Source organism: Polaribacter sp. HA6-7 (genome assembly GCF_055693625.1).
The window spans coordinates 2,872,022-2,893,436 of sequence record NZ_CM146338.1; the positions used below are offsets into that span (position 1 = coordinate 2,872,022).

Below are 21,415 nucleotides of genomic sequence, written 5' to 3' on the forward strand. Positions count from 1 at the left end.
TTTATTTTGAACTACAACCACTCATTGTTGTTATTCTAACAACTTCTGTTGGTGGTAAGTTTTCGTTTCTTTTTAATAATTCTGAAACCATTTCTTTGGTAATCTCGTTAAAAGATTCTTCTAAAATTGTTCCGTTTTGTAATGCTACCGGATGACCAACATCACCGGACTCTCTAATACTTTGCACTAAAGGAACTTCTCCTAAAAACTTGGTATTAATGTCTGTTGCTAAATTTTTTGCGCCATCTTGCCCAAATATATAATATTTATTGTTTGGTAACTCTTCGGTGTAAAATATGCCATGTTTTCTATAATTCCTAAAACTGGCACATTAATATTTTCTTGCTGAAACATTGCAACACCTTTTTTAGCATCTGCTAAAGCAATGTTTTGTGGCGTACTAACTACTACGGCACCGTTAATTGGAAGTGCTTGTACTATTGATAAATGCACATCTCCGGTTCCTGGAGGCAAGTCTATCAATAGAAAATCTAATTCACCCCAATCTGCATCAAAAATTAATTGATTTAATGCTTTCGAAGCCATTGGTCCACGCCAAATAACTGCTTGATCTGGGTTTGTAAAGAAACCTAACGATAATAATTTTACTCCGTAATTTTCAATAGGTTTCATTTTAGAACGACCATCTACATTAACAGAAAGTGGTTTTTGCTTCTCTACATCGAACATAATATGTTGCGACGGACCATAAACATCAGCATCTAAAACACCAACATTAAAACCCATTTTTGCTAAAGAAATAGCTGTATTTGCTGTAATTGTAGATTTACCAACACCACCTTTACCAGAGGCAATGGCAATTATATTTTTTATGTTAGGTATTTCTTTACCTCTAATTTGATTCGGGTTTTCTTTAACTGCTGGTTTTTCTACCTTAACATTAACCTTTACAGTTATCTCTTCTGAAACATTTGTTTTAATTGCTTTAGAAATCTCTGACTCGATTTTCTTTTTTGCCTGCAACGTTGGGTTGCTAATAGTAACATCTACCTCTACTTCGTTACCAAAAGTAACAACATTGGTAATGTTATTGTTTTCAACTAAACTTTTACCTTCTCCTGGCGCGGTAATAGTTTCTAATGCCTTATATATATCTTGTTTCTTAAAACTCACGTCTTATTTTTATTTAATCTTGATTGCAAAGATACGTCTTACTGATTAGAAATTAAAGCTTGTAGATACTCAATATTTATTACCGAATAAAGCATTCTTATTTTTAAAAATAAATTTTTATCACACAACTACGATTTTTTACAATAAAACAAATTTGTTTATCTTTAGATTTGAGTATATCAAAACCCCCTAATGATGAAAAAACTCTTATTTACCTTAAGTATTGTAACTTTATTTTTAACTTTTACCAATGCTTTTTGTCAGGATGTAGCTTATGCTTTTGAAGAAAACAACTCTTCTGAAACTACCTTTAGCTCAAGCAACACATCTAATACAATTTTAGAAAACGGTACTTATTCTTATAAGTTAGGTTCTAAAAAAGTAATTGTATCTATTAAAAATGGATATTACACAGAAACTTATGCTAACAATGAGTTTATTAAGGCTAAAATAGATTGGCTATCAAAAAACCAATATACTTTAACAATTGTAGATTTAAATAAAGATAACCTTCCTTTTAAAGAAGGCACCAAATTAACAACTAAAATTACCAAAGTTAAGGGCAATCAATATTTTTATAAATCTGATTTAATTGATACTCATAAAACTTCTTGGACAGGAAAATTTAAGAAAGCAGAAACTCTTTAAAAAATAACTCAAAATAACCCAAACCCAAATTAACCCCAAAAGTATTTATTATTTCTAAAATTTATTAGTGATGAAATACTTTTAAAAAATCCCTCAATTATGAAAAAAACTACCATTAAAACCCCAACTTTTATTGCCTTATTATTTTTAGGATTAAGTACTGTATTCGCACAAGACGTTGCAATGAATTCGAATGAGTTAGAATTATTTGAAACCGATTACAAAGCAGATCCAGAAGATAAAGAAGTTATTAAAGAAACAGCTTTAGAAGAAGGAAAATACGCTTATACAAGTAAAGGTAAAGAAGTAATTGTTGAAATAAAAGATGGTTTCTACACAGAATATCATGGTGAAAACGAATTTATTAAAGCAAAAATAAAATGGTCTACAGAAAACAACTATAAACTAGTAGTTACAGAAATAAATAAAGAAAACTTACCTTTTAAAGAAGGTACAGTTATGGAAACTGAGATTATTAAAGTAAAAGGAAATAGGTTTTATTACGAATCTAATTTAGAAGGACTAACTTGGTCCGGTAGATTTAGAAAAATAGATTAATTGCTATAAAAACAGAGATGTTCTAATTTGTTATTTGAAGCCTATCATTTTTATGATAGGCTTTTTTATGCTAGTTATTTTCGTTTTAACTGTAGTTAACACAATATTAGTTGCAATTAAATAGTAAATCTTAAAATAATATAACAAATTCAAAAAATCATCTAAAAGACTATAATAAGGAGTTGCTATATTTAATACGTAATCTTACAGAAAAGATTACTAAATCTCCCCATTTATTATGAATAACTAAATTAATAAAATTAACTAGTTGCACCTTTTTTATGCTTTTAGGCTTACAAACATTAAAAGCACAAAATTCTGATGTTGCTTCTAACTTTAGAAACAATTATTACCAATCTAGTTTACAAAACAGCAACACTACTTCTTTAGAAATTAAAGAAACTCTTTTAGAAGAGGGGAAATATGTTTATACAAGTAAAGGAAACGAAATTATTGTAGAGATTAAAGACGGTTACTACACAGAATATCATACAAATAATCAATATACAAAGGCAAAAATAGAATGGTCTGCAGAAGACAAGTATTCTTTAGAAATTATTGATATTAATAAAGACAATCTTCCTTTTGAAGTTGGTACCAAAATGGATACCAAGATTGTAAAAATTAAAGGATCTAGAATATATTATGAGTCTAATTTAGAAGGACTAACTTGATGCGGAAAATTCAGAAAAATTTAAATTGACTTTCTATAAAAATAGAAATGTTTAAATTAGTTAAGACACCTATCATTTATTTGGTAGGTTTTTTTATTTCAATAATTCAAAATTGATTTATAACTCGGCAGAAGGATTCCGAGAGAACTTTATCAAAATCTATAATTTGATTCTCTATTACTTTTATACCTTCATTTTCTAATAACTGTTGCATTAAATTAGTACCATCAAAATGATGTTTGCCAGTAAGTAAACCTTTTCTATTTACAACTCTGTGTGCTGGTACATCTTCTAAATTATGCGCTTTGTTCATTGCCCAACCAACCATTCTTGCAGATCTTGCTGCACCTAAATACGTTGCTATTGCACCATACGTTGTTACTCGACCAAAAGGAACTAAACGTGTTACTGCATAAACTTTTTCGAAAAAATTATCGGTTTCTTTCATCGCGTGAATTTACAAAATGAAATTAAGAAAAAACTAAATTTAACTTAACATGACATTTATCATGTTTTAAATAACTGATTTTAAGTATATTGAGTTATAACTTTAAAATCCCTCAATATCATGAAAACTTTAACACTATTTTTCGCCTTAATTTTTATTATTAACACAAATCAAACCTTTTATTCTCAAAATGTAAATTATCAACAAACATCTATTACAAATGATTATATGCAAGATGGTACTTACAAATATTGCAATGACACGTGTGATGTTATTGTTGAAATAAAGAATGATGTTTACACTGAATTTTATCCTAATAACGAGTTTATTAAAGCAAAAATACAATGGATAAATAGAAAAGAATACAGACTAGTGATTACCGAAATTAAAAAACCTGATTTACCATTTGGTATTGGTACCATTATGAAAACAAAAATTGTAAGAAAAAAGGAAGTACTTTTTATTATGAGTCTAACCTACAAGGTCTTTCTTGGTCCGGTAAATTTGAACTAATAAATTAATATAAATTTCAAAAAAAACATCAATTTTACAAAAATTGATGTTTTTAATACATTTTAATATTTTAATTTAAACTTTATGTAAGTTATAGGTTTTCCTATTTCTAAATACTGATTCTCGTAAAAAGTTTGAGTTTCAGTAACTTCTTCGGGCGCACCTTCGTTTTTATAAACGGTATGATTTGCATACAAAACCTCATGACCTTCACCGTGTAATAAACCTAAAGTATAACCGTGCATAAATTCGCTATCGGTTTTTAGATTCATTATTCCGTCTTCACTTAAAATAACACTGTATTTTTTAAGGAATTTAGAATTTGTCATTCGGTGTTTAGTTCGTTGATATTTTATTTGCGGATCTGGAAAAGTTATCCGATTTCTGACACTTCATTTTCTGCAAATATATAATCTACCAACTCTATTTGGGTTCTAACAAAAGCAACATTAGGCAAGTTTTCTTCTATTGCAGTTTTAGCACCTCGCCAAAAACGAGCCCCTTTAATATCTATACCAATATAGTTTTTATCAGGATTTTTTCTTGCCAATGCAATTGTATACTCTCCTTTACCACAACCAAGTTCTACAACTATTGGGTTGTTGTTTCCAAAAAAAGAATGCCATTTACCTTTGTGAGAAAAGTTAGTTATAACTTCTTCTCTTGTTGGTTGAATGACATTTTCGAACGTTTCGTTTTCTTTAAAACGTTTTAGTTTGTTTTTGCTTCCCAAAATAATGAATTAAGCTCTATCTTCTGTTCCTTCTTTCACAAATCGACGAGATTCTCCCATCCAATATGCAAATAAAACTAAAAGAATTACTAAAAAACCCCAGTTTAAGGCATTAGAAACCCACCAACCAAGATCTGCATTTGCTACAGTTAATCTTAACCAATCGAATGGTAAGAATAATATATCTGTAAATAAACTACCAATCCATCTAAAAATATTGCTTGCTATCATAACTTAATTATCTTTACACTGCAAAAATAACAAAAGAAACAATGCTAGCCAATTTTTTAGGGAAATCTAAACCAATCAATTTCATAATTCTTTTAAGCGTTTTTATTTGTCTATTTTTATTTACAACACTACCAATCTATTTAGGGCAAGATTTTCAATTTAAATTAGTGTTTGAAGTTACTGGTTTAATTGCACTTTTTTTATTTCTTTTTTTCTTTTACAACTTTATAGTAACTAAGAATAATCTAACATTCGATAATTCTTATGCTTTCTTTGTTTTTACAGTTTTACTTGCATTTTTTCTACCGCTTATAAATAACTATAAAACACTAACAATAATACTGTTATATATTCTATTTCTAAGAAAAATTTACAGTTTAAAATCTCCAAAAAAGATATTGCAAAAACTTTTTGATAGCGGTTTTTGGTTAAGCATTTTATTTATTTTAGAGCCTTTTACAGCAATGTTTGCCATACTTATTTATGCTGGTATTTTTGTGCATCAAAAACCTGTAATTAATCGTCTAATAGCACCTTTAATAGGTTTTGCGTGTCCTTTAATTATTTATTTTACGTATTGTTTTTGGCAAGATCAATTGTATGTTTTTACAAACCTTTTTTACTTTAATAGCTTTAAAAGCTTACTCTTATACTCTAAAAACAACTTTAATTGGATTATAATTTTGATAATTATACTTTCTGTGGTTTCAATTATTATGAAATCTCCAAAAACGCTTTCTGTAAATAATTCATTTAAAAAAAGTTGGTTATTACTTTTATTAAACTTTACAATATCATTGTTTTTTGCACTATTAATTCCTAATAAAAATGGCTCTGAGATGCTATTTTTACTTTTTCCTGCAAGTGTAATTTGTGCAAACGGTATAGAATTAATTAAAAACAACATTATTAAAAATGTTGTATTATCAGTATTAATTTTAAGTTTAGTAGTTTTTCTATTTCTTTTATAATTTTTTACCAAAAGCTAAATCTCCGGCATCACCTAAACCCGGAATTATATATCCTTTCTCATTTAAAGTTTCATCCAAAGCAGCTATCCATAAATGTGTGTTTTCTCGGAAAATGTTTAGAAATATAATCCACTCCTTCTTTAGAGGCAATCACAACTATAATATGCAATTCTTTTGGCACGCCATATTTTTTAATCGCCTCATAAACAGCAACTAAACTTTGGCCAGTTGCCAACATAGGATCTGCAAGTAATAACGTTTTATTTTCTATGGATGGTGACGCAAAATACTCTACAATAATTTCTGATGGAACGCCATTTTCTGGATGATTTCTATAAGCAGAAATAAAAGCATTTTCTGCATCATCAAAGTAATTTAACAACCCTTGATGCAAAGGCAAACCAGCTCTTAAAATAGAACATAAAACAATTTTGTTGGTAAGTTGATCTATTTCCTTAGTTCCTAAAGGAGTTTCTACTTTATTTACAGAGTAATTAAGTTCTTTACTTAATTCATAACTTAAAACCTCACCTATTCTTTCTATATTTCTTCGAAACCGTAAAGAATCTTTTTGAACATTTACATCTCTAATTTCTGAGATGAATTTATTTAAAATTGTATTGCTAGAAGATATATTATGAATATGCATTTTATAGAAATTTGATAAACAAATGTAGCATAATTAAGTAAAATTTGTATCTTGCTCTAAGAATTTAGTTAATTTAATCACTAAAAAATAAAAAAAATGGGAATTTTTTCATTCATTAAAAATGCCGGAGCCAAAGTTTTTGGTATTGGAAAAACTACAGAAGAAGAAAATGCAGAAAAGTCTGAACAGTTAAGAAATGCCATTACTGCATTAGATTTACAGGTTACAGATTTATCTATAGAAGTAAATGATGACGTAGTAAAGTTGTGGGGAGAAACTGCCGATTTAGCTACAAAAGAAAAAGTAGTTTTAGTGGTAGGAAACACAAACGGAATTTCTTCTGTAGAAGATAATATTACTGTTGCAGAAGTAGAAGAGATTGAAGAAGAAGCAATGGCACAATTTCATACCGTAGAAAAAGGAGATACTTTAGGTAAAATAGCAAAAGAATATTATGGTAATGCTATGAAATACCCTGTTATATTCGAAGCAAACAAGCCTATGTTAACGCATCCAGATAAAATTTATCCTGGGCAGGTATTAAGAATACCACCATTAGTAGACTAACTAAAAGTTAATCAACCAAACCATAAGAGTTTCAAAATTATTTTTGAAGCTCTTTTTTTATGCTTAAAATCTAAATTTTATTAGCAACTTTGCAAACTAATATAGATTACATTTTTAAAAATGAATAAAAGAATACTAGCTCTTTTTGCAGTTTCTATTGCAACATTAATTTATGGTTTAACATTTACCATTGCTAAAGATGTTATGCCAATTTATTTAAAACCTTATGCTTTTATATTGGTAAGAGTTATTGGCGCAACAACTATTTTCTGGACGATAGGTTTGTTTATTAAACAACAAAAAATAGGAAAAGAAGATTACAAAAAAATACTTTTAGCTTCTTTTTTCGGAATTGGTTTAAACATGTTAACTTTTTTTAAAGGCTTAAGTATTACTACACCTATAAGCGCATCTGTAATGATGGTTACATCACCTATTATGGTACTAATTTTCTCTAGTATTTTAATAAGAAAAAGAATAGGTAAACAACGAATTTTAGGTGTTTTTATAGGTTTAATTGGCACCATATTATTAATTACTTATGGTAATAATTCATCCGAAGGAACCAACAATAACTTTGGTAACTTTTTAGTTTTTGTAAATGCAGCATCTTATGGTTTGTATTTGGTTTTGGCTAAAGATTTAATTGTAAAATACAACCCAATTGTTTTTGTAAAATGGCTATATTTATTCGGTTCTATTTTTGTAATTCCGTTTGGTTATAGCGAGATATTAGAAGTCTCTTGGCGAGAAATACCTACCAACATTTATTGGAATATTGGTTTTGTTGTAATTTTTACATCTTGTGTTACCTATCTTTTTAATCTTTATGGTTTATCAAAATTAAAACCAACAACCGTTAGTGTTTTTATTTATTTACAACCTGTAATAGCTACAATTTATGCATTAATTGTTGGTAGCGATTCTTTAAATACAGTTAAAATAAGTGCAACAATCTTAATATTTATTGGTGTGTATTTAGTAACCAAACAAGTAGAAAAATCTACCAAATAAAACTATATTTGCAACTTATTTAAAATGATGATTTTATGATTCAATCTATGACGGGTTATGGTAAAGCAGTATTACAATTGCCTACCAAAAAAGTTACTATAGAAATTAAATCTTTAAACAGTAAAAATTTAGATTTAAACGTTAGAATTCCTTCTTATTACAAAGAAAAAGAATTACCTGTGCGTAAAAAATTAGCAGCTGCCTTAGTTCGTGGAAAAGTAGATTTTTCGATATTTGTAGAGATGACTGCAGATGAGACTTCTACAACTGTTAATCATGGTGTTGTAAAAGAATACATACAACAATTAAGAAATGTTGTGCAAACTGGTTCTACAGACGATGTAGAATTGTTAAAAATGGCTGTTAGAATGCCGGATGCATTAAAAACAGAAAGAGAAGAATTAGATGAAAATGAATGGAATCTAATTGATGAACATATAGATGTTGCCATAAAAGAAATTGTACAATATAGAACAGACGAGGCCGCTTCTTTAGAAATAGATTTTAAGCAAAGAATTGCAAATATTAAGATGTATTTAGAAGAAGTAAAAGCTTTAGATGGCGATAGAATAGCAAACGTAAAAGCACGTTTAAAAAAGGCTATAGACGATTTAAAAGTAGATACAGACGAAAATCGTTTTGAGCAAGAGTTAATCTATTATCTAGAAAAATTAGATATAAACGAAGAAAAGGTTCGTTTAGCAAACCATTTAGATTACTTTTTAGAAACATTGGCTACACCAGATTCTAACGGTAAAAAGTTAGGTTTTGTAATTCAAGAAATGGGTAGAGAAATTAACACTACAGGTTCTAAAGCAAATTTTGCACCGATGCAAAAAGCGGTAATTCAAATGAAAAACGAATTAGAGCAAATTAAAGAGCAAATCTTAAACGTACTTTAAGCATCAAAATAAACCAAAATACTGGTTTAAAACTAATAACATATAATTCTGAAATCTATTCAGAATGACAAAAATTAAACATTTATGTCAGAATTTAAAGGTAAATTATTCGTCTTTTCAGCACCTTCTGGTTCAGGAAAAACAACAATTGTTCGTCATTTATTAAAACAAGAAAAATTTAATTTAGAGTTTTCTATTTCTGCTACTTCTAGAGAACCAAGAGGAGAAGAAAAAAATGGTGAAGATTACTATTTTATCTCTTTAAAAGATTTTAAAAGTAAAATTAAAGGCGACGAATTTTTAGAATGGGAAGAAGTTTATAGAGATAATTTCTACGGAACTTTAAAATCTGAAGTAGAACGTATTTGGGCGCTTAAAAAACATGTAATTTTTGATATTGATGTTGTTGGTGGCCTTAGAATTAAAAAGAAATTTCCAAACGAAACTTTATCTGTATTTGTAAAACCACCAAGTGTAGACGAACTTAAAATAAGATTAAAAAAGCGCTCTACAGAAAGTGAAGACAAAATAAACATGCGCGTAGCAAAAGCATCTGTAGAACTGGCAACAGCACCACAGTTTGATAAAATCATCAAAAATTACGAACTAGATGTTGCTTTAAAAGAAGCAGAAGATTTGGTTAGCGATTTTTTAGATTTAAAGAAATAAAACTTCTATTAAAATGAAAATTGGTTTATATTTTGGCACTTTTAATCCTATTCATATTGGGCATTTAATAATTGCCAACCATATGGTAGAAAATTCAGATTTAGATGAAATCCGGATGGTTGTAACACCTCATAATCCTTTTAAAAAGAAAAGTTCTTTGCTAGACAATCACCATCGTCTAGAATTGGTTTACAAAGCAACAGAAGCATATGACAAAATTAAACCTTCTGATATCGAATTTAAACTACCACAACCAAACTACACAGTACACACCTTAGCACATATTTCTGATATGTATAAAGACAAAGAGTTTTGTTTGATTATGGGAGAAGACAATTTAAAAAGCTTACATAAATGGAAAAATTACGAAACCATTTTAGAACATCATAATATTTATGTTTACCCAAGAATTGCAGAAGGCAAAATAGATTCTCAATTCGATAATCACCCAAAAATCACAAAAGTAGCTGCACCAATTGTTCAAATTTCTTCTACAATGATTAGAAACGGAATTAAAGACAATAAAAATATGAAACCGCTTTTAACCAATGAAGTTTGGCAGTACATAGATGAAATGAATTTTTATAGAAAATAATTTCACTTTAAATTCGTTGTATATTTGTAAATATTCAAAATAAATACTTTGGCTAAAAAGGATAAAAAAAAGGAAAATTAAAACAAAAACTAACCGATAAATATAGGTTGGTTGTTTTAAACGAAAATACTTTTGAAGAACGTTTTTCTTTAAAACTGTCTCGTTTAAATGTATTTGTTTTAGGCGGAATTTTCTCTATTCTACTTATTTCTTTAACCACATTATTAATAGCTTTTACGCCAATTAAAGAATACATACCTGGTTATTCTTCTTCAAAACTAAAATCAGATGCATTAAAGCTTACTTTCGAAGCAGATTCTTTAAAGCAAAAGTTGGCTATTTTAGAAAATTATACAAAAGCTTTAAAACCTGTTTTAACGGGAGAGATAAGTTCAGAAGAAATAGATTCTATTCAAATTGAAGCAAGACAAACTACAATAGACGAAAGCAAATTAGATGCAACCAAAGAAGATTCTTTGTACAGAGAAAAAATAGATAGAGAAACTCGTTTTAGTATTTTAAACAACTCTAACAGCAGCGTTAAAATTGTTTTTTTCGCGCCTTTAAAAGGAAATATTTCACAAAGTTTTGATGCTAATTCTAAACACTTTGCACTAGATATTATAGCTAAAACAGGCACACCTGTTAAAGCTGCCGCAGAAGGAACCGTTATTTTTTCGGATGGAGCGCAGAAACTGGTTATGTAATTATTTTAAAACATAACAAAGATTTTATTTCTGTTTACAAACACAATGGTAATTTACTAAAACAACAAGGTGATTTTGTAAAATCTGGCGAAGTAATTGCTAGCGTTGGTTCTACAGGAGAACTTTCTACCGGACCACATTTACATTTCGAACTATGGAAAGGTGGTTACGCTATAAACCCAACAAACTTTATAGATTTTAAATAATGAGTATTAAATCTTTTTTTGCCATTCCTTTTGCTAAAATTGCAACCAAAAAGGTTTATAAATGGGCTAATAAACCCCATAAAACACAAGATAAAGTTTTTAAAAACTTAATTTCTAAGGGTAAAAAAACTGCTTTTGGTATTGATCATAATTTTGATACTATTTCTAATTACGAAGATTTTAAAAAACAAGTTAAAGTACAAGATTACGAAGGACTAAGAAAGTATGTAGATAGAATTGTTGACGGAGAAGAAAATGTACTTTGGCCAGGGAAACCATTATATTTTGCAAAAACTTCGGTACAACTTCGGTGCTAAATATATACCAATTACTAAAGAATCGATGCCAACACATATTACAGCGGCAAGAAATGCAATGCTGTTTTATATTGCAGAAAAAAATGATGCAAGTTTTGTTGATGGTAAAATGATTTTTTTACAAGGAAGCCCAGTTTTAGAAGATAAAAATGGCGTAAAACTTGGCAGACTTAGTGGTATTGCTGCTCATTACGTACCAAACTATTTACTTAAAAACAGATTACCAAGTTGGGAAACCAATTGTATAGAAGATTGGGATACAAAAGTGAATGCGATTGTAGATGAAACAGTAAACGAAGATATGTCTGTAATTAGCGGTATACCGTCTTGGGTGCAAATGTATTTCGAAAAACTGATTGAAAAAACAGGGAAATCTGTATCAGAATTATTTCCTAATTTTAATTTCTTTATTTACGGTGGTGTTAATTTTGAGCCTTACAAAAATAAATTTGAGAGTTTAATTGGTAAAAAAATAGATTATATAGAATTATATCCTGCATCCGAAGGCTTTATTGCTTACCAAGATTCTCAAACAGCAAAAGGAATGCTTTTACAGCTAGATTCACGGTATTTTTTACGAGTTTATTCCGGCAAATGAATTCTTTGATGAAAACCCAACAAGAATCTCTTTAAAAGACGTTAAAATTGGGGTGAATTATGTAATTATATTAAACACCACTGCAGGTCTTTGGGGTTATAATATTGGCGATACGATTGAATTTACATCAACAAAACCTTATAGAATTAAAGTTACAGGTAGAATTAAACATTTTATTTCTGCATTTGGCGAGCATGTTATTGGTAAAGAAGTAGAAAAGGCATTGAATGATTCTATAAAAGGAACAACTATAAATATAAGCGAATTTACGGTTGCACCACAAGTAAACCCAAGTTACGGCTTGCCATATCACGAGTGGTTTATAGAATTTGAAAACGAACCAGAAAACATAGAAGAATTTGCTGCAAAAGTAGATGCATCTATGCAAAATCAAAACATCTATTATTTCGATTTAATAGAAGGCAAAATACTACGTCCGTTAATTATTAGAAAAGTTAAGAAAGGAGGTTTTCATGAATACATGAAATCTATTGGTAAATTTGGCGGACAAAATAAAATACCTCAACTTTCTGACAACAGAAAAATTGCAGATGTTTTAGATAATTTTATAATTGAAAAATAAGAACATATATACAAAATGGGAGGAGATTATTTATTTTTAGTTTTAGCTGTAGTACTAGTAATTGTTTACTTTTACAACAAATACAGAAACAGACGACGTTAACATAAAACCAAATATCAAATTTTAAATTTGGTTAGATTTAGTTATTACACTAAAAAACAGCAATAAAATACAAATGAGTACAATTAGAATTACAAAGCAATTCAATTTTGAAACAGGGCACGCATTATATGGTTATGATGGTAAATGTAAAAATGTACACGGTCATTCTTATAAATTATCTGTTACCGTTTACGGACAACCGATTTCTGACAATACAAATGTAAAATTTGGAATGGTAATCGATTTTGGTGATTTAAAAAAGATTGTTAATGAAGAAATTGTAGACATTTTTGATCATGCAACTGTATTTAATAAAAACACACCTCATTTAGAACTTGCAAAAGAACTAATAGACAGAGGTCATCATGTTTTATTAGTAGATTACCAACCAACAAGTGAAATGATGGTAATTGATTTTGCTGAGAAAATTAAAAATAGATTGCCTAACAATATCAAATTACATTCTATAAAATTACAAGAAACAGATTCTAGTTTTGCAGAATGGTACGCTAACGAAAACTAAACTATTTACCGTTATAAGCGTTCATAGTATTTGATAAGCCCGCTGTACCAAAAGAAGTGATAACTTTTGCTGATGTTGGCAAACGCTCTATCAATTGACTGGTTTCTTCTTTATTCCATTCTCCTAAAACAAAATCTACTTGTCTTCCTTTAGGATAATTTGCACCTACACCAAATCTAAATCTTGGGTATTTTTGAGTGTTTAATTTTTCTTGAATATCTTTTAAACCATTATGTCCGCCAGCAGAACCTTTCGCTTTTAAACGTATGGTTCCAAAATCTATATTTACATCATCTGTAACAATTAGAATATTTTCTACAGCAATTTTCTCTTTATCCATCCAATATTTAACTGCTTTCCCACTTAAATTCATAAATGTACTTGGTTTTAAAAGGATAAAAGTTCTTCCTTTAAACCTAAAATTAGCAATATCACCTAACTTTTCTGTTTCGAAAGTAGCTTTATGTTCTTCTGCAAGTTCGTCTAAAATTTTAAAACCAATATTATGACGTGTATTATCATACTTAGTACCAACGTTACCTAAACCTACAATTAAAAATTTTTTCATTAGTTGTTCTTTCGTTTCTAAATTTAAACAGAATAGATTTTTAAAAAACCTTAAGATATTCACACTTCAAAAGTAAGAAGAAATTAAAAGGTATAAAAAAAGCGTTACAAAATTGTAACGCTTTTATATTTATTTTTGTTGCTAAAATTTATTCAGCAGCAGTTTCAGTTTCTTCGTCTTCATCTGCAGAAACAGTTGCATTACGAGAAGTTCTAACTTGTACAACAACCGTGTTATCTGGGTGCATAAAAGTATAATCATCATTAAATAAAGAAGTAACAAATAATTTATTACCAATTTTTAATGAAGAAATATCTGCTGATATAAAGTCTGGTAAGTTAGCTGGTAAAGCTTTTACTCTTAATTTACGGTTTGTAAAACGTAAAGAACCACCATTTAATACACCAGGAGAAGTACCTGTTAATTTTACAGGAATATTCATTGTAATTTCTTTATCATCAAATAACTGATAAAAATCTACGTGTAAGATTTTATCTGTTACTGGGTGAAATTGGATATCTTGCAATACAGTTGCAATTTTTTGTCCATCAACATCAATAGTTGCAGTGTATACATTTGGAGTGTACACCAAGTTTTTAAACGCTTTTTCTTCTGCAGAAAAATGCACTGGCTTATCTCCTCCGTATATAACGCAAGGAACCATACCAGCATTACGTAAGGCTTTTGTTGATACTTTACCTACGCTTTCTCTTTTTGATCCTTTAATTGTAATTGATTTCATTACTTTTTTTATTAATTATTTACATTAAAAATTGTCCGCTAATCGATGTGTTATCTTGAACTTTGTGCATAACATCAGCGAATAAGGGCGCGCAAGATACAACTTTTATTTTTGAAGTCTCCTTTTTTAGAGGAATTGTATCTGAAACTATTAATTCTGTTAAACCGGAGTTTTCTATTTTCTCGTATGCACCGCCGGAAAGTATAGGATGTGTACATATTGCACGTACACTTAAAGCACCTCTTTTCATCATTAAATCTGCTGCATGTGCTAATGTTCCTCCTGTATCTATCATATCATCAACAAGAATAACATTTTTACCTTCTACATCACCAATTAACTCCATATGAGAAATTACATTTGCTTTTTTACGTTGCTTGTAACATATTACAACATCAGAATGTAAGTGTTTAGAATATGCGTATGCTCTTTTAGAACCTCCCATATCTGGTGATGCTATTGTTAAGTTTTCTAATTTTAGACTATTTATATATGGCATAAAAATAGTTGACGCAAAAAGATGATCTACTGGCTTTTCGAAAAAACCTTGAATTTGATCTGCGTGTAAATCCATTGTCATTATTCTAGTAGCACCTGCAGATTGTAATAGGTTTGCTACTAATTTTGCACCAATTGCAACTCTTGGTTGATCTTTTCTATCTTGTCTTGCCCATCCAAAATATGGCATTACAGCAGTAATGTGTCTTGCAGATGCTCTTTTGGCAGCATCTAACATTAACAACATTTCCATTAAATTATCTGCGTTAGGAAAAGTAGAACCTATTATAAATACTCTTCTTCCTCTAACAGATTCTTCGAATGCTGGCTGAAATTCTCCGTCGCTAAAGTATGTTGTTTTAACTTTTCCTAGTGTTGTATTGTATTCTTTTGCAATTTTTTCTGCCAAAACTGTACTTTGTCTGCAGGCAAAAAGTTTTGGTGCTAATTGATTTGTAGGCATTTAGTTGTTATTTAGATTGTGTTGTTGTAAGGGCACAAAAGTAGAAATTATTTATTTAGTTTGAAATTAATTTATATACTTTAAAATAAAATAATTTAATACATTTGCAATCGCAATTAGTAATGCTCAAGTGGCGGAATTGGTAGACGCGCTGGATTCAAAATCCAGTTCTTTCGGGAGTGTGGGTTCGATTCCCACCTTGAGTACAAAGCAAAAAACCTCAACTTTAAAAGTTGAGGTTTTTTTATTACTTTATAAAACTTAAAAAAATTCTTAAGTAAAAATTTAATTCTTTTTTTTACTCTTCTTTTTTCCCTTTTGTAATTTCAAAAGGAAGTATTAAAATTAAATACATTAAAATAAATGGGCTTTTTAATTTTTCCATTATAAATATAATTATTTCCTTTTTTGAATTCTTTTACTGAAAATTATAAATAAAACTCCGCAAAGTAACCATGCCGGTAATGTTACAAAAGATAAAAAAACATCGAATTGAACAGATATAAAATAGAAAAGACCAAAGCTAATTGCCCATGCAAATAGTACTGCATTATTAATTTTGATTCCAGCTAATTCTGCATAATTTTTTTGAATTCCAAACTTTTTTGCAAAAAAATGCTCAAATACAATAATTGCACCAAAGGGAGCCAAAATAAATCCATATAGAGCTACAAAGCCTAATAACTTCATAGCAAATGCAGGAAATAACCCAGCTACTGTAGCAATTGCTCCTGCAATTATAGTAACTTTAGCTGTTGACAATTTAGGTAAAATAGCCTGAAAAGCTAAACCTGCTCTGTAAATTGTTGGATTTGCAGTTGTCCATCCTGCTAAAACCACCGCTATAATTCCGAAAACTCCAATTGCGTTGTATGCCATAGGGCCAGGAGCTACTGGAGGTGCATTACCTTCACTTAGATAAGAAAGAGCTTGGAGATTTTAAATATACAGCATAAAGTAAAGCTGCGGCTATCCACGCCATATAATGTCCAACATACATTCCTGCAACAGTTGTCCAACCCGCTTTTGCTTCTTTTGCAAATCTAAAAACAGATAAATCTGACATACCAATATGCATTGCCCCATTAGCAAACCAAGACCAAATAACCACGTGCCAAAAGGTAAATTTTGTTTGTCCAGGAAAAGGTTCTCCTCCGTCACCCCAAATTGCCCAAAATTTTGAAAAACTATCTACTCCTAATTGACTAAGAGCTACAATACCTGCAACCACAAAAGCTAAAACAATAAAAGGAGACATCCAATTTGCAGCTTTTGTAACGGTATCATATCCTTTTGCAGCAATTATAGAAATAACTGCACCAATAGCAATTACAATTATAATCCAAGTCATTCCATTTGGTAAGGTATCATCTAGTTTTGGCATAGGCATATCAAAAGGAATACCTACCGCTGTAGCAGATACAGTTATCATAGAACCTGCCAAAAAACAAAATAAAATACCATTGGCTAAATTGTAACCTGTAACTAATTTTTTACCACATATTTTTTCTAACTGAAAATATAATGTTAATCTGTTTTTAACAGCTATTTCTGCTGTTAAAAAACGCCAACTAAGTACTGCTAACAAATTACCTAAAAGCAAACCAACAATCAAATCAAAAGCACTTACTCCTGCTGTTAAAAAAAGTGGACCTATCATAAATTCGGTTCCTGCAGCATGTTCTCCTGCATACATACCTATAAAACTTTTCCATCCTTTTAACTTAGAATTTGGTATCGGTTCTCTTTCGAACTCTCCACTTACTGCTTCTTCTACTTGATTTGATTCTATACTTACTTGGCTCATTTATTTTATTTCTTGAATGATTATATTAGATGATTAGGGAAATCTTCTACTCGTTCGCAGCATATTTGCTCCATTACTTGTTGCAACTCTGTTTTTAAAAGAGAAATAGTATGGTTACCTCCTTTATTACCAAGAGCAGAAACTCCGTACATAAAAGATCGTCCCATAAAAGTAAATTTTGCGCCGAAGCTAAAGATCTCGCAACATCTACACCAGATCTAATTCCACTATCCATCATTACTTCTATTTGATCTCCGTATTTTTCTGCAATAGATTTTAAGGGTTTAATTGTAGACTCACCGGCGTCTAATTGTCTACCACCGTGGTTAGATACAATAATACCATCTAAACCTAGTCGTATTGCTTGTTCTGCATCATAATGTGAAGCAACACCTTTTAAAACTATTTTACCTTTCCACATATCGCGAATTGGTTTTATTTTTTCTTCGTTTAATCGACCGGAAAAGGTTTGATCCATAAACTTACCTAACTGTTTTAAGTCTAAATTTTTTGGCATGTATGGCAATAAATTAGCAAAATTAGGAATTCCATGTTTTAAAGTTTGTAAACTCCAATGAGGTCTTCCAAATGCTTGTAAGATATTAGTTAAGTTCATTTTGGGTGGCATTGCTAGGCCATTTCTAATATCTCTTGGTCTAAAACCAAAACTTGGCACATCACATAGAATTACTAAAACAGGACATTCTGCTGCTTCTGCCCTTTTTAAAATATCATCTCTTAAACTATCTTCTGTTGGATGATATAGTTGAAACCAAGCCTTACCTTCTGTTAACTCTGCAGCTCTTTCAATACTAGTTGTAGTAACAGTACTTAAGATAAACGGAATATTGTGTTCAAAAGCTGATTTCGCTAAAATCTCCGGAGAATTTGGCCACATTAAACCTTGCAACCCAACAGGTGCAATACCAAAAGGAGCATCGTATTCTATACCAAAAAGTTTAGTTTTTGTTGATGACCCACCATGATTACGTAAATAATTTGGCTTTAATTGTACTTCTCTAATTTCTGAAGTATTTCTTATAAGGTTTACATCTTCATTACAGCCACCATCTAAATACTCAAATGCAAATTTTGGTATTTTCTTTCTAGCTTTATTTCTTAAATCATCGATTGATGGATAGCGCGTATCTATTTTTATAGCCATGGTTTTGTATTGTAAAATAAATATTCAATTTTAGAATTTTAAGTAAAATCTATCTACAAGATTTTATTAAAATTTAAAATTATGTAATTAACTTTTTTTGAGTTTTTTAAATTTTAAAGAATACCTTTTTTTAATCGTTAACTATAAAAGGAACGTGTTTCTTTAAAGCATAGTTTTTTCTCAAAAATTTAGAATTTAATTTTGTATCAGAAATTGCTATTGCAGCTCCTAAAGCAGAACCTAATGATGCTTTTGTGGTTCTTAACTTCATGCCTCTTAAATAATGTGACAATAATTTGATATAAATATCATTGTCTGTAAAACCACCATCTACATATAATCTGTCTATTTTTTGTGTATCGGCAATTGTTTTAATACTATCTACTTGCAATTTTACAAGCTCTATCATTAAATGATGATACGCATGTTCAAAATTATTATACAGATATTTTGTTTTTTCGGGCATATCTTTATCTTGAAAAGATTCCCATTTAAAAGAATGCTTAAAATCTTGTAAAACTTCAAAATAAACGTCATAATTAAACTCAACTGTTTTATGATAATCTTTATCAACATTAAATTTTTCTGACAACTTATTTACTTGAATTTTATATTCATTTCCTAAAAACAACCTTGAAGACTTTACAGGTTTACCATTAATTCTCATGTAATTAATACAATCTGCTTCTACATCTTCTTTTGTTAAAGGTTTATCTACAAATGGGTTTAAAGCGATGCTCCATGTTCCTGTAGAAACTAAAACAAATGGTTTTTTTATACTTCTTACGTAAGGTAAAAGAGCAGAAGAACTATCATGAATTCCAACTCCTATCTTAATTCTTTTACCATTATAGTTCATATTTAAACTTGTTTCTGTAGAAACTATTGGTGGTAAGATTTTGTGAATTTCTTCTTGATACACCCAATCTTGATAATCTTTGGTTTCATAATTCCAAAGATTTGTATGACAACCAATACTTGTATACTCGTTAAGAGGCACTCCAGAAAAAATATAACTTAGGTATTGTGGTAAATGTAAAGAATACTTAATTTTTTTAAAAATTTCTGGTTTTTTGTACTTTAACCAATACAATTGCAACCCGGAGTTTAGTAAGCCCGAGACCTAGATGCACCGCTTGTTCTAATTAACTCTTGATCGTTACCATATTTATCATAAAATTGATTTACAATTTCACTATCAATTTCTTTTGTGTAATTGTACAAAGGTGTAAGAATTTCTCCTTCTTCGTCTAAGTGAACAAAACTTGCACCATAAGTAGAAAAGTTTATTGCTTTCACATTAAACTTTTCTGACTTTAATATTTTGTAAAAAACTTCTTTTAACCAGTTTTGTAATGCATGAATATCTTCTGTTGGATGACCATCTTCATCTTTAATTTCATCAAAAGAAGTGTACTCTTTATGGATTTGTTTAAAATCTTTATCAAACAAGAAAAATTTCTTATTTGTTTTTCCAATATCGAAAACTGCAGTTACTTTTTGTTTCATAAGAATTTTTTATAGACCCGTAGCTATCGTGTTTTTTCCTCTTTCTCTTATTAATTGATCTCTAACCTGTAAAGTTCTATAAGCATCTATAGGATTTATTACACCTCCTGAATTTAATCTTGCCTTTTCTAATAAAGGACGAACATCTGTTCTGTATGCTTCTTGCAATATTTCTTGACATTTTACAACATCATTATCTAACTGCGCTGCTCTTAAAACATCTTGATCTATTAGCATTGCTTTTGCATATGCTTCTTGAATTGCTTCTAATGATTGAATTAGATCTTCTAAAGGATCTTTTATATTATGACTTGCATCAATCATCCACGCTAAATCAGGATTTTGAGGATTGTTTTGCATACCATACACTAGTTCGTTAAAAATTAAAAATAAAGCGTAAGGTTTAATACTACCTACTGTTAAATCGTCATCTCCGTACTTACTATCATTAAAATGAAAACCACCCAATTTACCTTTTAATTGCAATATAGATACTATTTGTTCTATGTTAGAATTTGGTAAATGATGTCCTAAATCTACTAATGTATAAGCTTTATCTCCACACCCATTAGCTAACATTAAAGAAGCACCCCAATCTTGGATAACTGTACTGTAGAAATTTGGCTCATATGGCTTATACTCTACTAACATTTTCCAATCATCTGGCAAACCTTTGTAAATATCTATTAAACTATCTTGTGTATTTTGAAAAGCTGTCTGAAAATTATTTTGCCCAGGAAAAGAAGAACCATCTGCCAACCAAACTGTTAAAGCTTTAGAACCTAATTTGTCTCCTATTTTAATTACATCTAAATTATGTTGAATTGCTTGGTCTCTAACAGCTTTGTTTACGTTGCTTAATGAACCATATTTGTAGCTCTCTTTAGCACCACTTTGATCTTGAAATGTATTAGAGTTTACAGCATCAAATTTTATATTTAAAGCATCTGCTTTTTCTTTAATTGCAGCATAATCAGAAGGAATATCCCAAGGAATATGTAAAGAAACAGCTCCTGCAGTTTGCGTTAAACTATGTAAGATACCAATATCTTCTATTTTTTGTTCTAAATTTGATGGTTCACCATAAAAAGAAAAACGTCCAAAACGAGTTCCTCCTGCGCCTAATGCCCAACTTGGTATTGCCACTTGAAACTCTGATAGTTTAGCTACAATGCTATTAACATCTTTACCTTGTTTTGTTAATTTGTTTGATAAAAAATCGAAATTTTCATTATGATCTTTTAACGATTTCTGATTGTAATCAGATATTTGTGGTTGATTGATCTTCATTTTTATATTATGTTCTTAATTAAGTAAGACT

The 21,415-nt window shown here is 29.6% G+C and carries 21 protein-coding genes, 1 tRNA gene and 6 pseudogenes; 14 read left to right on the plus strand and 14 right to left on the minus strand.

Going from position 1 to position 21,415, the window contains the following annotated elements:
• Position 1: 1 nt before the first annotated feature.
• Positions 2–1,134: pseudogene (locus ACZ1HD_RS16020) on the minus strand (Mrp/NBP35 family ATP-binding protein).
• A gap of 192 nt (positions 1,135–1,326) precedes the next feature.
• Here ACZ1HD_RS16020 and ACZ1HD_RS16025 point away from each other — a divergent pair.
• From ACZ1HD_RS16025 to ACZ1HD_RS16035, 3 genes are all read left to right on the plus strand, one after another.
• Complete coding sequence (locus ACZ1HD_RS16025; RefSeq protein WP_375241205.1) at positions 1,327–1,782, plus strand: prefoldin domain-containing protein; 456 nt, start codon at positions 1,327–1,329, stop codon at positions 1,780–1,782.
• Positions 1,783–1,881: 99 nt separating this feature from the next.
• A complete protein-coding gene (locus ACZ1HD_RS16030; RefSeq protein ID WP_340932075.1) occupies positions 1,882–2,340 on the plus strand; it encodes a hypothetical protein in 459 nt (152 codons plus the stop codon).
• A 281-nt stretch (positions 2,341–2,621) separates the two neighbouring features.
• Positions 2,622–3,014: a hypothetical protein gene (locus ACZ1HD_RS16035; RefSeq protein ID WP_472688005.1), complete on the plus strand. Its 393-nt coding sequence runs from the start codon at positions 2,622–2,624 to the stop codon at positions 3,012–3,014.
• A gap of 106 nt (positions 3,015–3,120) precedes the next feature.
• Here ACZ1HD_RS16035 and ACZ1HD_RS16040 read toward each other — a convergent pair whose 3' ends face one another.
• Positions 3,121–3,462 carry an MGMT family protein gene (locus ACZ1HD_RS16040; protein WP_472688006.1) on the minus strand — a complete coding sequence of 114 codons (342 nt, stop codon included), beginning with the start codon at positions 3,460–3,462 and terminating at the stop codon, positions 3,121–3,123.
• Positions 3,463–3,582: 120 nt separating this feature from the next.
• On the opposite strand from ACZ1HD_RS16040, the gene ACZ1HD_RS16045 reads away from it, so the two are divergent.
• A complete protein-coding gene (locus ACZ1HD_RS16045) occupies positions 3,583–3,975 on the plus strand; it encodes a hypothetical protein (protein WP_472688007.1) in 393 nt (130 codons plus the stop codon).
• A 62-nt stretch (positions 3,976–4,037) separates the two neighbouring features.
• On the opposite strand, the pseudogene trmB reads toward ACZ1HD_RS16045, so the two are convergent.
• Together trmB and ACZ1HD_RS16055 are read right to left on the minus strand one after the other, a co-directional pair.
• A pseudogene (gene trmB, locus ACZ1HD_RS16050) lies at positions 4,038–4,708 on the minus strand (tRNA (guanosine(46)-N7)-methyltransferase TrmB).
• Between the two features lie 9 nt (positions 4,709–4,717).
• The gene (locus ACZ1HD_RS16055; RefSeq protein ID WP_077810436.1) at positions 4,718–4,939 is read right to left on the minus strand and encodes a DUF6341 family protein; all 222 of its coding nucleotides are present in this window, start codon (positions 4,937–4,939) and stop codon (positions 4,718–4,720) included.
• Between the two features lie 41 nt (positions 4,940–4,980).
• On the opposite strand from ACZ1HD_RS16055, the gene ACZ1HD_RS16060 reads away from it, so the two are divergent.
• Positions 4,981–5,910 carry a DUF6427 family protein gene (locus ACZ1HD_RS16060; protein WP_472688008.1) on the plus strand — a complete coding sequence of 310 codons (930 nt, stop codon included), beginning with the start codon at positions 4,981–4,983 and terminating at the stop codon, positions 5,908–5,910.
• On the opposite strand, the pseudogene upp reads toward ACZ1HD_RS16060, so the two are convergent.
• Positions 5,905–6,559, minus strand: a pseudogene (gene upp, locus ACZ1HD_RS16065) (uracil phosphoribosyltransferase). The gene ACZ1HD_RS16060 and the pseudogene upp sit on opposite strands and share 6 nt — an antisense overlap.
• Positions 6,560–6,655: 96 nt before the next feature.
• Here upp and lysM point away from each other — a divergent pair.
• The 8 genes and pseudogenes from lysM to ACZ1HD_RS16105 all read left to right on the plus strand — a co-directional run bounded on the left by lysM (position 6,656) and on the right by ACZ1HD_RS16105 (position 13,342).
• Positions 6,656–7,126, plus strand: coding sequence for a peptidoglycan-binding protein LysM (lysM, locus tag ACZ1HD_RS16070; protein WP_077810439.1), 471 nt, complete (start codon positions 6,656–6,658; stop codon positions 7,124–7,126).
• A 120-nt stretch (positions 7,127–7,246) separates the two neighbouring features.
• A complete protein-coding gene (locus tag ACZ1HD_RS16075) occupies positions 7,247–8,140 on the plus strand; it encodes a DMT family transporter (RefSeq protein WP_472688009.1) in 894 nt (297 codons plus the stop codon).
• A gap of 35 nt (positions 8,141–8,175) precedes the next feature.
• Positions 8,176–9,042 carry a YicC/YloC family endoribonuclease gene (locus ACZ1HD_RS16080; RefSeq protein WP_340932063.1) on the plus strand — a complete coding sequence of 289 codons (867 nt, stop codon included), beginning with the start codon at positions 8,176–8,178 and terminating at the stop codon, positions 9,040–9,042.
• An 84-nt stretch (positions 9,043–9,126) separates the two neighbouring features.
• Positions 9,127–9,711, plus strand: coding sequence for a guanylate kinase (gene gmk / locus ACZ1HD_RS16085; RefSeq protein WP_340932061.1), 585 nt, complete (start codon positions 9,127–9,129; stop codon positions 9,709–9,711).
• A gap of 13 nt (positions 9,712–9,724) precedes the next feature.
• Positions 9,725–10,306 (plus strand): nicotinate (nicotinamide) nucleotide adenylyltransferase, encoded by a 582-nt coding sequence (nadD, locus tag ACZ1HD_RS16090; protein ID WP_472688010.1) that lies wholly within the window; start codon positions 9,725–9,727, stop codon positions 10,304–10,306.
• Between the two features lie 107 nt (positions 10,307–10,413).
• Positions 10,414–11,219: pseudogene (locus tag ACZ1HD_RS16095) on the plus strand (M23 family metallopeptidase).
• A pseudogene (locus ACZ1HD_RS16100) lies at positions 11,219–12,717 on the plus strand (GH3 family acyl-acid amido synthetase). The pseudogenes ACZ1HD_RS16095 and ACZ1HD_RS16100 overlap by 1 nt, the downstream one beginning before the upstream one ends.
• 175 nt (positions 12,718–12,892) lie before the next feature.
• Positions 12,893–13,342, plus strand: a complete 450-nt coding sequence (locus ACZ1HD_RS16105; RefSeq protein ID WP_472688011.1) for a 6-pyruvoyl trahydropterin synthase family protein — start codon at positions 12,893–12,895, stop codon at positions 13,340–13,342.
• 1 nt (position 13,343) lies between these two features.
• On the opposite strand, the gene pth is transcribed toward ACZ1HD_RS16105, so the two are convergent.
• The 3 genes from pth to ACZ1HD_RS16120 all read right to left on the minus strand — a co-directional run bounded on the left by pth (position 13,344) and on the right by ACZ1HD_RS16120 (position 15,613).
• Positions 13,344–13,910, minus strand: coding sequence for an aminoacyl-tRNA hydrolase (gene pth / locus ACZ1HD_RS16110; protein ID WP_340932052.1), 567 nt, complete (start codon positions 13,908–13,910; stop codon positions 13,344–13,346).
• Between the two features lie 148 nt (positions 13,911–14,058).
• Positions 14,059–14,652, minus strand: a complete 594-nt coding sequence (locus ACZ1HD_RS16115; protein WP_079737578.1) for a 50S ribosomal protein L25/general stress protein Ctc — start codon at positions 14,650–14,652, stop codon at positions 14,059–14,061.
• Between the two features lie 19 nt (positions 14,653–14,671).
• The gene (locus ACZ1HD_RS16120) at positions 14,672–15,613 is read right to left on the minus strand and encodes a ribose-phosphate pyrophosphokinase (protein WP_079737579.1); all 942 of its coding nucleotides are present in this window, start codon (positions 15,611–15,613) and stop codon (positions 14,672–14,674) included.
• A gap of 124 nt (positions 15,614–15,737) precedes the next feature.
• Between ACZ1HD_RS16120 and ACZ1HD_RS16125 the strand changes: the two genes are divergently transcribed.
• Positions 15,738–15,819: transfer RNA gene (locus ACZ1HD_RS16125), tRNA-Leu, on the plus strand.
• Positions 15,820–16,009: 190 nt separating this feature from the next.
• Here ACZ1HD_RS16125 and ACZ1HD_RS16130 read toward each other — a convergent pair.
• The 6 genes and pseudogenes from ACZ1HD_RS16130 to ACZ1HD_RS16155 form a co-directional block, all read right to left on the minus strand.
• Positions 16,010–16,492, minus strand: a complete 483-nt coding sequence (locus ACZ1HD_RS16130) for a purine-cytosine permease family protein (RefSeq protein ID WP_472688012.1) — start codon at positions 16,490–16,492, stop codon at positions 16,010–16,012.
• 31 nt (positions 16,493–16,523) lie between these two features.
• Positions 16,524–17,420, minus strand: coding sequence for a purine-cytosine permease family protein (locus tag ACZ1HD_RS16135; protein WP_472688013.1), 897 nt, complete (start codon positions 17,418–17,420; stop codon positions 16,524–16,526).
• A gap of 20 nt (positions 17,421–17,440) precedes the next feature.
• Positions 17,441–18,585: pseudogene (locus tag ACZ1HD_RS16140) on the minus strand (alpha-hydroxy acid oxidase).
• Positions 18,586–18,715: 130 nt separating this feature from the next.
• Positions 18,716–19,678, minus strand: a complete 963-nt coding sequence (locus ACZ1HD_RS16145; RefSeq protein ID WP_472688014.1) for a hypothetical protein — start codon at positions 19,676–19,678, stop codon at positions 18,716–18,718.
• Between the two features lie 14 nt (positions 19,679–19,692).
• The gene (locus ACZ1HD_RS16150; protein WP_472688015.1) at positions 19,693–20,094 is read right to left on the minus strand and encodes an FGGY family carbohydrate kinase; all 402 of its coding nucleotides are present in this window, start codon (positions 20,092–20,094) and stop codon (positions 19,693–19,695) included.
• Positions 20,095–20,103: 9 nt separating this feature from the next.
• Complete coding sequence (locus ACZ1HD_RS16155; RefSeq protein ID WP_472688016.1) at positions 20,104–21,384, minus strand: sugar isomerase; 1,281 nt, start codon at positions 21,382–21,384, stop codon at positions 20,104–20,106.
• Between the last annotated feature and the right edge of the window lie 31 nt (positions 21,385–21,415).